This window comes from Schaalia cardiffensis, from assembly GCF_016405145.1.
Lineage (GTDB): Bacteria > Actinomycetota > Actinomycetes > Actinomycetales > Actinomycetaceae > Pauljensenia > Pauljensenia cardiffensis.
The window spans coordinates 96769-110256 of the sequence record NZ_JAEKIA010000008.1 but is presented as its reverse complement, the minus strand read 5'-3'; the positions used below and the strand labels follow the sequence as shown (position 1 = coordinate 110256).

Annotated in this window: 9 protein-coding genes; 4 read left to right on the top strand and 5 right to left on the bottom strand. The window is 65.4% G+C overall.

Annotation, left to right across the window (positions count from 1 at the left end; translation table 11 throughout):
- Positions 1–404: 404 nt before the first annotated feature.
- Positions 405–2723: an alpha-L-fucosidase gene (locus JFX23_RS06320; RefSeq protein WP_198776203.1), complete on the bottom strand. Its 2319-nt coding sequence runs from the start codon at positions 2721–2723 to the stop codon at positions 405–407.
- Between the two features lie 480 nt (positions 2724–3203).
- Between JFX23_RS06320 and JFX23_RS06315 the strand changes: the two genes are divergently transcribed.
- Positions 3204–3506, top strand: coding sequence for a hypothetical protein (locus JFX23_RS06315; RefSeq protein ID WP_005962409.1), 303 nt, complete (start codon positions 3204–3206; stop codon positions 3504–3506).
- A gap of 92 nt (positions 3507–3598) precedes the next feature.
- Positions 3599–4576, top strand: a complete 978-nt coding sequence (locus JFX23_RS06310; protein ID WP_198776202.1) for an FAD:protein FMN transferase — start codon at positions 3599–3601, stop codon at positions 4574–4576.
- Here the strand turns inward: JFX23_RS06310 and JFX23_RS06305 are convergent.
- Positions 4546–5184: a DNA-3-methyladenine glycosylase gene (locus JFX23_RS06305; protein ID WP_198776201.1), complete on the bottom strand. Its 639-nt coding sequence runs from the start codon at positions 5182–5184 to the stop codon at positions 4546–4548. The two genes, JFX23_RS06310 and JFX23_RS06305, sit on opposite strands and share 31 nt — an antisense overlap.
- A 244-nt stretch (positions 5185–5428) precedes the next feature.
- On the opposite strand from JFX23_RS06305, the gene pulA reads away from it, so the two are divergent.
- Complete coding sequence (gene pulA / locus JFX23_RS06300; RefSeq protein WP_198776207.1) at positions 5429–9400, top strand: pullulanase-type alpha-1,6-glucosidase; 3972 nt, start codon at positions 5429–5431, stop codon at positions 9398–9400.
- A gap of 36 nt (positions 9401–9436) precedes the next feature.
- Here the strand turns inward: pulA and JFX23_RS06295 are convergent, their stop codons facing one another.
- The gene (locus JFX23_RS06295) at positions 9437–9955 is read right to left on the bottom strand and encodes a GtrA family protein (RefSeq protein ID WP_198776200.1); all 519 of its coding nucleotides are present in this window, start codon (positions 9953–9955) and stop codon (positions 9437–9439) included.
- 280 nt (positions 9956–10235) lie between these two features.
- Here JFX23_RS06295 and JFX23_RS06290 point away from each other — a divergent pair, with 280 nt between their 5' ends.
- Positions 10236–11573 carry a replication-associated recombination protein A gene (locus JFX23_RS06290; RefSeq protein ID WP_198776199.1) on the top strand — a complete coding sequence of 446 codons (1338 nt, stop codon included), beginning with the start codon at positions 10236–10238 and terminating at the stop codon, positions 11571–11573.
- A gap of 37 nt (positions 11574–11610) precedes the next feature.
- Here JFX23_RS06290 and JFX23_RS06285 read toward each other — a convergent pair whose 3' ends face one another.
- A complete protein-coding gene (locus tag JFX23_RS06285) occupies positions 11611–12780 on the bottom strand; it encodes a class I SAM-dependent methyltransferase (protein WP_198776198.1) in 1170 nt (389 codons plus the stop codon).
- A 111-nt stretch (positions 12781–12891) separates the two neighbouring features.
- Complete coding sequence (locus JFX23_RS06280; protein ID WP_198776197.1) at positions 12892–13332, bottom strand: Abi family protein; 441 nt, start codon at positions 13330–13332, stop codon at positions 12892–12894.
- Positions 13333–13488: the final 156 nt, after the last annotated feature.

The following is a 13488-nucleotide window of genomic DNA, read 5'->3' as shown; positions in this document are numbered from 1 at the left end:
AAACCCCGATCAGACCAACACATTCTGTCCACCCTCATAGTTGGCCGCCACCAACTAAAACCCAGACCTTCCCGCACCAGCACAACGAAAAGTCCCAGTCAGACCAACACGAGGTGTCCTTTAACCCATGTCTTTTCCGATGACAGAAAGAAAACCGCCCCCGTGATGGCTGAGCAACAGCGGGGAGCGGTGTCTGATAAAACGACGGTAACACTGTTTTCGTAGCTGTGAAGGGCTATAGCGAAGATGCGCCTGAGGTCACGCTGCTCGCAATGCGCTGCGAATCCTCACGTGGCTTGGCTCACTCAACGATGCATTCGACCAACTCTTTGAGTGAAATGGACAAGGCTCGGGGCCGCCGCCCACTGTGAGGTGGTGCGGCGGCCCCGAACGGGAGCTCGTGCTCAGGAGCGGGCTGTGCGCTTGCGCAGCAGCAAGAGGGTTCCAGCTCCTGCGGCCAGTGCGGCCCCGAAGAGGACCGGCAGTGCGCTCGAACCCGTGCGGGCGAGGAGACCTGTGGAAGAGGACCCGTCGTTGGAGGGCTGGGTCCCTGATTGGGGACCTGGCTCGGCAGCGGGCGGATTGGACGGAGCGGGCGCCGCCACGGCCAGCGGGATACTGACGGACTCGCCGCTCGCAGCGTCGAGGGCGATCAGCTGGTGGTCGCCAATGGGCGTATCCGAGGGGATGGTGACCTCAGCGGTGAAGGTTCCATCCGCAGCCACCTTCGCGGTCCCGAGGTCGACCGGATCCGAGTGCAAGGTGAGCAGAATGGTGGCACCAGGCGTGAAGTTCTTCCCGGTGACAGTAGCCTTCTCGCCCGGGGTGACGGAAAGGAGATCCAAGCTGATCGACGCAGGCTCCTTCACGGTTTGTGCGCTGACCGTGACTGAGGTGACTTTCGTTCCCTTCCCGAAGCCTTTCAATGCGTAGTAGGGGTCGTCGTAGGACAGGGTCGCCCGGTAGGTGCGTCCCGCCTCGAGGGTGAAGGGACCAACGCCCGCAGTAAGATCCGCAGTTGTCAACCCTCCGATCTTCTGATCGCCGACGGTGACCTTGTACTTGGCGTAGCCGTCAGTGAAGCCTGTTGTGTCGAAGCGGAGCGAGACGCCTTCGGCGCGCTTGTCCCCAGAGGTGAGTGAGGCGATGACCTGAGTTTCACCAGTCTTCGGAGTCGGCGCCTTGAACATCTCGAGGTGTTCGCTTCCGATTGTGGCCTCTGCTTGTGTGACGGTGGTCAGGCCCACGGGCACGTAAACGGGAGCCGTGGTGGTCTTCACCGCGATGACGGGCAGGAGGTCGTCGGGTGTGGCGGGCAGCGTGATGGCAAGGTCATTGCCCTCAACAGTGTAGGAAAGGGCCTGATCGGTACCATCCAGGGTGACGGACTCGATCGAGTTGGCGCCTGCGCCCCTGAGAGTGATGGTCTTGCCCTCTTCCCACTTCTCGACGCCCAAGTAGATATGGGAGTCGTCAACCATGGTCTTGCCCCATTCTTCGATGGGGAAGTAGGTGGGACGTGAGTTCGTGAGAACACCAGGGTGAGTGGTGTTCCACTCACCAATGGCCTTGAGGACGGAGGCGTCCCACTGGTTGTAGGAGCCATCGAACTTCGGGCCGACGTTGAAGAGGAGCTGGCCTCCGAGTGCGGCAGTGTCGAAGAGGTTCCTCAGCGTCTCACGAGTCTTCTTGGCCACTCCGTTCGGGTCTGTACGCAGCCAGGTCTGGTTATCGACATTAGTGACATGATCCCACTCGGGGTAGTCCGGGTACCCGGTGTCTAGGTACTGCGCGTTGACGTTGTCCCACTCGCAGTAGCCCCAGCACTTGGGGAAGATGGAGACGGCGGACTCCCAGGGGCCCTGGGTCTGTTCGCTTTGAAGCTCATTGTCCCAGCCGACTTCGAAGTCGGCGCGATCATTGCCCACACGCGAGTTGATCATGATGTTCGGCTGCAGCTCGTGCGCCCATTGGCGCATCTTGTCGGATTGCTCGGGGTTGGGCTTACCCATGTCGTACCAGAGCTCGGCAATCTCGCCGTACTTGCCGCCGAGTAGTTCTTGGAGCTGGGCATGGACGTACTCCATGTAGCCCTCTTCGTTGAGGGTGTTGTCATTCCTCCACGGATTCTCGGGCTGTTTCTCCCAGTCGATGTTGGAGAAGTAGAGACCGAACTTGATACCGACCTGACTGCAGGCCTGTGATAGTTCCAGGATGGGATCGCGGTGGGAGGGGGACTGCTTGGTGAAGTTGTAGTCGGTTGTCGCCGTATCCCACATGGCGAAGCCGTCATGGTGTTTGGAGGTGATGAGCAGCATTCTCATGCCGGTGTCTTTGGCTTGCTGACACCAGGCGGTGGGATCGAAGTTGGGAGCATCGAAGGTTTGGGCGGTAGCGAGGTACTCCTCGCGGGGGATTCCCGACAAGGGGATGCGACTATCCCAGGTTTGTTGGTGCCCCCATGCCTTGATCTGCTCGGGGTAGCCGACTTCTTGCTTTTGCCCCTTGTACCAGCCTGCGTAGTGCGAGTAGACGCCCCAGTGGATGAACATGGCGAACTTCATGTCCTGCCAGGTGGCGACTTTCTCGACGTCCGAGGCCGGGATTGCGGCGGGGATTGCGTATGTCTGGTCGGGAGTGGGGTCGGCGATTGCAGTGCCCGCCATTCCCAGGGTGACAAGACCGGCCAGGGCTGTGCCGATCACTTTTCGTATGTTCAACATCAAGTCTCCGTTGAATTGATGGGAATGCTCCGGCTTCTGGAGGCCCTAATAGGGTAGCAGAAAAGGCGAATAAGAATCATTTTCCCCTTCCGATGGTAGGGGAGTTTGTGTGCAGCTCACTCAGGGTTTGGAAAGTATTGGTAAAGGAAGTGGTTTTTCTGATGGAAATGTGTACATTTCGAGTCTGGATTGACAAATATGCAAAGTTTTCTGATGTGACTCTCTAAAGGTCGACCCTTGTGTCTGAAGTCCCGCTTTTGTGTCTGAAGTCTTGATTTTGCGCCTCGGATCTCGAAGTTGTGTCCATTCGACCTCGGCGCTCGTCGTCGAACTCTGCTGCCCACGCGTTCTTGCTTCCTTATGTCCGCGCGCCCTCTGCTCTTCACGAACGAGTCCTGGGACTGCCTGACTTGCTCCCTTCGTACCCACCGCCCCGGTCCCTCACTCTCTCTGACTTGTTCTTCCCCGTATCTTTCGAGTGTGGAGCTGAACTCCGCGGGGGAGGTCTTCAACGAGGAGTACTACGCCAGGGCGCAGGCGGCAGTGGACTCCTTCGAGGAATACTCCCGGCGACTGACGGAAACGGACGACCCGAATGCGGTCGACGTGATTTCCGGTGCGACCGTCGCGCACTCCCAGTTCATGCAGGCCGCGATCCGTGCCATTTCCGCAGCCCAGGGGGTTGACAATGATGCTGCGGCAAACCGGGTCGACATCCCCGGACTGTCCGACTCGATGCGGGATGAGGGGTTGGACAAGGACCTCGGCGGGGCGGATCGGTGAGACTCCCGTCGTCGCTCAGTGCCACGGGATGGGGCGCGACGGTCGATTTCAGCGTCAGCGGCTTGCCAACCTGGAGGGTTTCCTTCCCCGCGATGGGCACCCGATTCGACCTCGTCGGCCACGGCGGGGACCTGCGGGCAATCACCGAGGCCGCCTGCTCCCTCGTCGACGCCCATGAGCAGCTCTGGTCCGTCTTCCGTGATTCCTCCGATGTATCGCGACTCAACGCCTCACAGGGGTGGACGGATGTCGACGCGTCGACGGATCGCCTCCTTGTCGATGCCCTCGCCCTGTCGGAGGCGACCGGCGGAGTGTTCACACCGCTCATCGGCGCCTTCGCTGCACTGTGGGAGGGTGCGGGCGGCGGGCGCGCACTCGGGTCGGGAGACCCTGCGACGCTCGCGCCGGACGAACGGGAACGGGCGAGAGCCCTCCGGGCGTGCTCGCCGTCGCGCCTCGAGCGCAATGACATCGGCCAGTGGCGCCTCATTGCGAGCAGCGACAGCGCGCACCCCAGGGTCGACCTCGGCGGAGTAGCGAAGGGGGAGACGGCGGACCGTCTGCGCGACCTCGCGGTCGACATGGGAGCCGGGGGAGTCCTCGTCTCCGCTGGAACCTCATCGCTCGCCGCATGGGGGACGAGGACGAGCGGCGCGCCCTGGCGGATCGGATTGCGCGACACCGTCGGGGGAGCGGACGACTGGGCGGGGTCGGTGCCCCTGCGAGGAGGGGCACTGTCGACGTCCGGGATTCCAGGCGGAGCGTCCTGCCCGCCATCCCATCGGATTGTCGACCCGAGGACGGGCGCCGCGCCGACGTCGGCGCGGCGCCAGGCGAGCGTTTTGTGCGCGAGCGGAGTCATGGCGGAGGTCCTGTCGACTGCGATCCTCATCGCCGGGACGGAGTGCGTCAACGAGGAGGCGCTTCGCCGGTGGGCGCACCGTCGCGGGGTGAGCGCCGAATGGGAATGGGTCGTCATGGGAGACTCGGGCGTGCAAGCGTCGGCTGGTGCGGGTTGGACCCCGCGCGCCGGTCCGGCTCATGAAGTCCGTCGAGGGGCGGCCCGGTAGGCGGAGACCGTCGGGTCGCCGTCGATCCAGAAGCGCCACGGGTAGGCGTCGCCGTCCCCGCCGGGGCCGGTGACGCCCGTCCTCGGGCCCCGGCGGATCATGGCCGGCGCGACCGGTTCCTCCGGCAGGACGAGGCGGGCGCGGCCGCCTGCCTCGCCCAGCAGCGCCCCGTCGTCCTCGCGAGTCAGTCCGAGGGCGGTGCACAGCCTCGCCGGTCCTCGCGCGAGGTCGGTGTCGCGCTGGGCCCTCGGCCTGCGGGCCCTGGCCGCCTCGACCCCCCGGGTGACCTCTCCGGCGCGTAAGAGGACCGCCGAGGCCGACCCGGCGGGCCCGCATACGATGTTCGCGCAATGGTGCATGCCGTAAATGGAGTAGACGTAGATGCGGCCCCCGGCTTCGAACATTGACGAGTTCCGAGCGGTACGCCCGCGGAAGGCGTGCGATCCGGGGTCGTGCTCGCCCAGGTAGGCCTCGACCTCGGTAAGGCGGACGGACACGGCCGTGGTCGGGCCGAGAACGCTCAGGGTTGCGCCGAGGAGGAAGGGGGCGGCTGCGAGTGCGTCGCGCTCGACGATCCCGTCCAATGAGAAGCGCGGCGTCCGAGTCATGAGGAGAGTCTACCGATGCCGTTCCGCTTCGGATACCGCGGGGCGTACGAGTCGCGGTCCAAGCGCCGCGCAGCGTATGGACGACGAGTTGTGTCCGCCCCTGATCGCGCGTGGTGCCGGTCCAGCGAATGGACCGGGGTCTTTACGTGAGGGGTGGCACGGAGTACGTTGTGATATGCAGTTTCAGTAACTTGCTGCACAAGACGAAGGAGTCTTCGTGAGTCCCTCACACGCCCCGCGAATAATGACCCGCCTGCGGCTTCTCCTAGCCGCCCTCGTCAGCGCCGGACTCCTGATCCCCGGTGCCGCCGCCCCGACCGTCGCCGCCCCGACCGTCGCACCGACGACGGTGACCCTGACGAACGCCCTCACAGGCGCTTACGACGGAGACGGCGACGCCCTCGTCACCATCCCAGGCTCCCACAACCCCGCCATGGGGTGCTCGGGCGAATGGCAACCCGAATGCGACAGGGCCGCCCTCATCAAAGATCCCGAGACGGGCATCTACACCGCAACCTTCGACCTGCCGCGAGGCCAATGGCAGTACAAGGTCGCGATCGGCGGGACGTGGGACGAGAGCTACGGCGCCAACGGAGTCCCCGGCGGAGACAACATCACCTACTCGCTGGACGAGGCCGGTCCCGTCACTTTCTTCTACGACCCCGCAACCCATCGGGTGTGGAATACCGCGGACGGCCCTGTCATCACACTCTCCGGAACTCTCCAAGCGCCACTGGGGTGCACGCGAGGGGACAACGGCGGCAATTGGGCGCCCGACTGCCTCGCACCACTCATGGCGCCCAATGGGGACGGGACATGGACCTACTCAACGAATAAGCTGCCTATGGGCAACTACCTCGTCAAAGTCGCCCATAACCGCTCCTGGACGGAGAACTACGGCGTCGACGGGGTCGAAGACGGTCCGAACTACTCCTTCTCTGTGACATCCGACAAGACAGTGACATTCACCTACACCATGGCAACGCACCTCCTCGACATCGACGTCGCCGACGCTCCCCTCATGGGAACCGGACAACAAGCCGTCTACTGGGTAGATGCGACAACGCTCGCATGGCCGACGTCGATGCTCCCCAAGGGCGTGACCGCAGATCAGGTGGTCTCGGGAGAAGCCGGTATCGGCTTCTCCCTCGTCACCGCGGGCAACGGCGGTGCGGAGATCATCGACGGAGCAGTCGCGGGAGGAGAATCGACGCCGCTGACAATTACCGCAGACCTGCCGAAGGAGGCGACCGACCTCCGACCGAACCTCAAGGGCTACATCGGACTGCGCATCCCGGACGGCTTCGGCGTCGACGCCGTGAAGCGGGCCCTCACCGGCCAGGTCCGCGTTCTCGCCACCGCTCACTCCGCCCCCTTCGCATTCACCGGAGTGCAGATCGCGCCCGTCCTCGACGCCCTGTACTCCGACGATGCACGCACTGCGGAACTCGGCGTGACGTGGACGGGGTCCAGGCCCTCCTTCGCGCTGTGGGCGCCGACCGCGAAGAGTGTGACGCTGCTGAGTTGGAACAGTGGCGATGACACCGGCTCCGTTCCCCAGATCGACGAGGACGCCCGCCGCACACCCGCACGCCTGGGCCCCGACGGGCGCTGGGTCGTGGACAATGCGGACGGGGCCATCACCGCGGGTGCGCAGTACCTGTGGGAGGTGGAGGTCTACGTCCCGGCGACCGGGAAGGTGGAGACGAACACCGTCACCGACCCCTATTCGATCGCCCTGACCGCCGACTCGACGAGGTCGGTCGCCATCGACCTCATGAACCCGGCGATCATGCCCGAGCAGTGGGCCCGTACCCCGTCCCCTCGGGTCCACAATGACGCCTCTCGGGCGATCTATGAACTGCACGTCCGCGACTTCTCCGCGAAAGACGAGTCCGTGCCCGCCGCGCTGCGCGGCACCTACGGGGCATTCACCGTCTCGGACTCGACGGGCATGAGGGCGCTTGCGGAACTCGCCGAAGCGGGCATCGACACCGTTCACCTGCTGCCGACCTTCGACATCTCCACCATCCCCGAGAGACGTGCGGATCAAGCGATTCCGACGATCCCGGATGCGGGTCCCGCGGCCGAGGACCAGCAGGCGGCGGTCGCGGCGGTCGCGGATCGAGACGCCTTCAACTGGGGATACGACCCGTTCCACTGGATGACCCCGGAGGGCTCCTATGCGGCCGACGGTCACCAGGACGGAGGGGCAAGGATCGCGGAGTTCCGGGACATGGTCGGCGCTCTGCACTCCGTCGGCCTGCAGGTCGTCCTCGACGAGGTCTACAACCATACGGCCGCAGCGGGGCAGGACCCCAAGGCAGTGCTCGACCGGATCGTCCCGGGCTACTACCACCGCCTCGATGCGACCGGAGCGATCACCACCTCCACATGCTGCTCCAATATTGCGACCGAGAACCTCATGAGCGAAGACCTCATGATCGATTCCCTCGTCCTGTGGGCGCGCGCCTACCGGGTCGACGGGTTCCGCTTCGACCTCATGGGTCACCATTCCCGCGACACTATGATCCGGGCGAAGGAGGCGCTCGCCGAACTCACCCTCGAAAGGGACGGTGTCGACGGATCGAGCCTCTACCTGTACGGCGAGGGATGGAACTTCGGCGAAGTCGCAAACAACGCCCTGTTCACGCAGGCGACCCAGGGACAGCTCGACGGCACGCAGATCGGCGCATTCAATGACCGGCTGCGCGACGCAGTCCACGGCGGCGGCCCCTTCGACGCGGACCACCGGGTCTTCCAGGGCTTCGGCTCCGGCGCGGTCACCGATCCCAACGGCTTGGACACGAGGGGCGCCGAGGAACAGCTCGCCGACCTCATGCACCGGACCGACCTGGTGAAACTCGGCGTGGCCGGCAATCTCAAGGATTACGCGCTGACGACTTACGACGGGAGCGTGAAACTCGGCAGCCAGATCGACTACAACTCCCTGTCCGCGGGCTATGCCTCAGATCCCGCGGAGAGCGTCAATTACGTGGACGCCCACGACAATGAGACGCTCTTCGATCTGCTGACCTACAAACTGCCCTCGTCGACGCCGATGAGCGACCGGATCCGCATGAACACGGTGTCGCTGGCGACCGTCGCCCTCGGACAATCCCCCTCGTTCTGGGCGGCGGGCACTGAAAGGCTCCGCTCGAAGTCGCTCGACCGGGACTCCTACAACTCGGGCGACCACTTCAATGCCATCGACTGGACGGGCAGCGACAACGGTTTCGGACACGGCCTGCCAGTCGCGTCGACGAATCAGGAGCACTGGCCGATCATGAGGCCGCTGTTGGAGGACCCCTCCCTCAAACCCGGCGCGGATGATATCGCTGCAGCGAAGGCGCAAGCCCTGGACCTTCTGCGCCTGCGCAAGTCGACACCGTTGTTCTCACTCGGATCCACCCGGCTCATCAAGGAGAAGGTTTCCTTCCCGAACTCCGGTCCCGACCAGGCGCCGGGCACTTTCCTCATGCTCATTGACGACAACGCCCCAAGCGGTGCGTCCACGGACGCAGGGAATCGGGCGGTGACGAGCGTCGATCCGAATCTCAACGGCGTCCTCGTCGTCTTCAACGCCTCGAAGGAGCCGCTCACACAGGCAGTCGACGGGCAGGCGGGCCGCCACTTCGTCCTCAGCCCCGTCCAGGCCTCCGGCTCCGACCCCGTGGTGAAGACGACGACCTGGGACGATGCGACGGGCACCGTGACGGTTCCCGCCAGAACCGTCGCCGTCCTCGTCGACGAGGCGAATGCCCCCGGACCCATCGCGCCCCTCGGCGTCTCCTACGAGCCGGTCGCAGTGACGGCGGGCGACGAGGCGAGTGCGACTCCGATCGTGCGCGACGAGTCGGGCAAGGCCGTCACCCTGCCCGAGGGGACATCGTTCACCCTGGGGGAGTCGGCTCCGCGTGATGCGGTGATCGATGCGACCACGGGCGTCATCCGCTGGACGGTGCCGGCCGATCATGCGACGACCGCAGTCCGGATCCCCGTGACCGTCTCATTCGCCGACGGGCGGGTGGTGACGAGCGAACTCGTCGTCTCCGTGACGGGACGCGACGCCGCATCCGATGCACCGGCCTCTCCTCGTGCCGGCATCGTGGGCGCGCTGCCGATCACCGGGGCCGGCGGGCTTCTCCTCGTCCTCGCCATCGCCGGTGCCGCGGCCGTCGCCGGGGGCGTGTTCGCCTCCCGCAGGCGGGCCTAGAGCGAGGGCGGGGCGCCGTCCTCGCCGCCGCCCGCTTCATGCCGCGGCCGCGAGGCGCGCGCGCCCGGAGGCGAGCAGACCGGCGACGCGCGAGCCGAGGCGGGAAGCATCGCAGCGCAGCGCCTCGACGGTGCCGAAGACCAGGTAGGACTGGCCGAGGTAGTTGAGTGCGAAGAGGGACGAGTTCGCCCCGATCGATGCGGCCCACAGGGGCACTCCCGTGTTCGTGAGGGTCGTGAGTGAGGCGTAGGCGAGCAGCATGATCACCGCCCCCCATGCGTAGTAGCGCGCCGCGGTCGCGATGAGGCCGCCGCGCGCCCTGAAGACACGCCGGTTGATGAGGTAGTTCATCGTGCAGGATGCGGTTCTCGCAATGATGACAGGGGCGAAGAGGCCGCCGATCGTCGCATTGAGGATGAGGAGCATGAGGTAGTCGACTCCGGTGGAGGACAGAGACGACGCGATGTAGCGGACCTGGGTGCCCAAACGCCTCATGAGGCCGGTCTCCCGGGCGAGTAGCGGAGCGGGAGAGGCAGAGCGTCGCATCATGGTCATGTCTTCAGGTAACCGTGCTGCGCTGTCGCCGCCGTGTGGCGGACCTATGGACGAGCTGTGACATTTCGAGGATGGGCGCCCCTCGGCGGCCGTCCCGCGATCGTCCGATGACGCCTCAATGCGGGCGCCCGCCGTCGCGTGCGGCTCGCAGATCCCACGCATAAGATGGACGCATGTATCGAGGCGCCCTCGCGCACCACCAGGGATTGCGCCGCCGTGTGCGCATTCGGATGATGCGGCGCGCGACCCGACCGCCGTTCTTGGCGGAGGTGCGGGCGCCATGACGATTCCGGAGGGTCCCTCCCTTTTCGATTCGGCGGCTGAGGACGGCGGATTCGACGACACGACCCGTCCCCTCGCGGACCGGTTGCGTCCGCGCAGCCTCGACGAGGTCGTCGGGCAGGACCACCTGCTTTCAGCCGACGCCCCGCTCGGGCGAATGGTTCACGCGGGGCGGATCTCGTCGATCATCTTGTGGGGGCCGCCCGGATGCGGCAAGACGACGATCGCCCGACTGCTCGCCGGCAAGACCGGCCTCGTCTTCGAACAGGTCTCCGCCACCTTCTCTGGGGTGGCGGACCTGCGCGGGGTCTTTGCTGCTGCCTCCAAGCGCAGGCAGATCGGTCAGGGCACGCTGCTCTTCGTCGACGAAATCCACCGCTTCAACCGCGCCCAACAGGATTCTTTCCTGCCCTATGTCGAGGACGGCACGGTCGTCCTCGTCGGCGCGACCACCGAGAACCCCTCCTTCGAACTCGTCGGCGCGCTCTTGTCGCGCTGCCACGTCATGGTGCTCCACCGCCTCGACGGCGCCGCTCTCGCAGAGCTCATGGACAGGGCGGAGGGCCTCATCGGACGGCCACTGCCGCTGACCGAGGGAGCACGCGCCGCCATGATCGCCATGAGTGACGGGGATGGGCGCTACCTGCTCGGCCTCGTCGAACAGGTCGATGCACTGGGACCGAGGGGCGAACCCCTCGACGCGGAGGGCCTCGCCCATCTGGTCGCCTCGCGGGCGCCCCTGTACGACAAGTCGAGCGACGAGCATTACAACCTCATTTCGGCGCTCCACAAGTCGATGCGGGGATCGGACCCGGACGCCTCCCTCTATTGGCTGTCGCGAATGCTGCTGGGAGGTGAGGACCCCTTGTACGTGGCGCGCCGACTCATCCGTTTCGCCTGTGAGGATGTGGGCATGGCGGATCCGAATGCGCTGTCCGTGGCGCTGTCCGCCTGGGAGTCCTATGAGAGGCTCGGCTCCCCCGAGGGGGAGATCGCCATCGCCCAGGCCGTCGTCTATCTGGCGAGTGCACCCAAGTCAATCAGCGTGTACCGGGGATTCAACAGGGCGTGGAAACTGGCGAAGGAGACCGGGTCGCTCATGCCGCCCGCGCACATCCTCAACGCGCCGACCCGCCTTATGAAGGACCTCGGGTACGGTGCGGGATACCAATACGATCCCGACCTTGAGGACGGCTTCTCGGGCGCGGATTACTTCCCCGACGGCGTCGCGCGGCGCCGCCTCTACGAGCCGACGGACAACGGGTATGAGCATGCGGTGCGCGACGGCCTCGCACAGTGGGAGCGCATGCGCCGACTCAAAGAGCGCGACTCATGAAGGGGCGGTCGGGGCCGACGCGCAGCGGCCGCACGGCTCAGGAGGGGGTGCGGCGCAACAGCACCGCGACCTCGACGTGGTCGGTATGGTGGAACATGTCGAATAGGCGCGCTTCGACGCACCGGTAGGCGGGCATGGCCTCCAGATCCCGGGCGAGGCTTGTCGGATTGCACGACGAGTAGATGACGCGCTCGCCTGCGTGCTCGTTGACCCACTGGGCGAGGGCGTCCCCGATCCCGCGCCTGGGCGGATTGACGATGAGGACGTCGGGCGCCGTGGCGGGGTCTTGCTGAGCAGCCCACGCGGTTGCATCCGCTGCGATGAAGCGCGCAGCGGTGCGGGACAGTCCCGCCTGTGATGCCGAGCGGATCGCAGAGGCGATCGCCCGTTCCGACACCTCGACGCCGGTGACTCGGGGGATGCCAGCGTTCGCGGCGTGAAGGGCGAACCCTCCAATGCCGCAGTACAGGTCCCACAGTGTCTGCGGCGCATCGCCCGATGCGAGGGGGAGAGCCGCCCAGTCGGCGGCCTGGCGGTACAGATCGCCGGCCACGGCGGCGTTCGTCTGGATGAAGGAGCCCGGCCCGAGGGCGAGATCGAGGTCGCCCGCGCGGATCGGCAGCATCCGGCGCTTGGACAGGATGATCTCATCGGGGCCCTCGATGAGCGCCTCATGAGCGGGGTGGATATTCGCCGTGACGAGGGCGAGGTTCGGGACGAGGGCTACGAGGTCGGGCAGGGCGAGGCGGATGTCGGTGACGCGGTCGCGGGTGCGCAGTACGAAGCGGCACATGAGTGCGTCATCGGCTCCGACGGTGAGGAGGATGTACTTGAGCTCCCCGTTCTTGGTCGGAACATCGTAGGGGATGAGGTCGAGCGAGCGGATGAAGCGCTTGAGTGCGGGCGTGGCCCGGTTGATCGCAGGATGCTGGATGGGCCAGCCCGGAAGGTCGACGCCGCGCCGATCCGGCCCGAGGATGCCGAGGGTGGGGCGCCGACGGGTCCCACCGACGACGAGTTTCGCACTGGTGCGGAATGCCGTGGGCGCGGATCGCCTCGGTGAGAGCCAATGGACGCCCGCGGCGGTGGGGACGAGGGCGAGGGCCTCGGCCGCCGTTTCAGACTTGGCGGCGACTTGTTCGCCGTAGGGGACGTCGAGGTAACGGCAGGAGCGGCATGCGCCCCGGTCCCAGTGTTCGCACTGCATGGCCCGATCGTCTCATGAGGCCGCCACAGATGCACGTGGCTCGTCCGATGATCGAAGGGATGATCAGGAAAATCGAAATCGAAAGAGACGTATCGACTACTGTCGTTGGGGTTATCTGACGCTGGGAGAGGCAACGACGCCCCGCCCGGTGCCAAGGCTCAGCGCCTTGAGCCGTCCACCGACTTCGGTGCGACCAGTGCGAAACACGCTTCGTCCTGGATGCGTCGAACAACGCGTCTGCTGGATGTGCGCGTCTCGTTGGGGGCGATCGTCTGGTCGAGGGCCGGAGGAACGGACCCTGTCCTTAAGCATGCCCTCGTGCGCGGCGCCCTTGATGAAATCATCGGAACGGTACTTGCGCTGACGAGGATCCTGTTCACTTGTCGGAAGAAGGCGGAAGGGGTATCTGTAACCGCCGAGACGGTGATAGCCGTAGGTCTGGAGGTCTTGCAGGGCGCGTGAACGGTCAATAATGAGCAGTCCGCGAGCGATCATCAGATCCAACAACTCAGCGTCAGTGCGAGAGTGTTTGGGGAACGATGGCGCGGTCATCTCCCCACGATACAGAAAGAAAACCGCTCCCCGTGATGGCGAAGCAACAGCGGGGGGCGGTGTCTGATGGAACGACGATAAGACGGCGTTCGTTGCCTTGGACGACTGCAGTGAAGGTGTGGGTGATGTCATGTGGGCTGTGGGCGCCCCGGGTGT

Coding starts and splice junctions, on each gene's coding strand:
- JFX23_RS06320 (WP_198776203.1), bottom strand. CDS start 2,723: ATGTTGAACATACGAAAAGTGATCGGCACAGCCCTGGCCGGTCTTGTC.
- JFX23_RS06285 (WP_198776198.1), bottom strand. CDS start 12,780: ATGCAGTGCGAACACTGGGACCGGGGCGCATGCCGCTCCTGCCGTTAC.
- JFX23_RS06295 (WP_198776200.1), bottom strand. CDS start 9,955: ATGACCATGATGCGACGCTCTGCCTCTCCCGCTCCGCTACTCGCCCGG.
- pulA (WP_198776207.1), top strand. CDS start 5,429: ATGACCCGCCTGCGGCTTCTCCTAGCCGCCCTCGTCAGCGCCGGACTC.
- JFX23_RS06305 (WP_198776201.1), bottom strand. CDS start 5,184: ATGACTCGGACGCCGCGCTTCTCATTGGACGGGATCGTCGAGCGCGAC.
- JFX23_RS06310 (WP_198776202.1), top strand. CDS start 3,599: ATGGGCACCCGATTCGACCTCGTCGGCCACGGCGGGGACCTGCGGGCA.
- JFX23_RS06280 (WP_198776197.1), bottom strand. CDS start 13,332: ATGACCGCGCCATCGTTCCCCAAACACTCTCGCACTGACGCTGAGTTG.
- JFX23_RS06290 (WP_198776199.1), top strand. CDS start 10,236: ATGACGATTCCGGAGGGTCCCTCCCTTTTCGATTCGGCGGCTGAGGAC.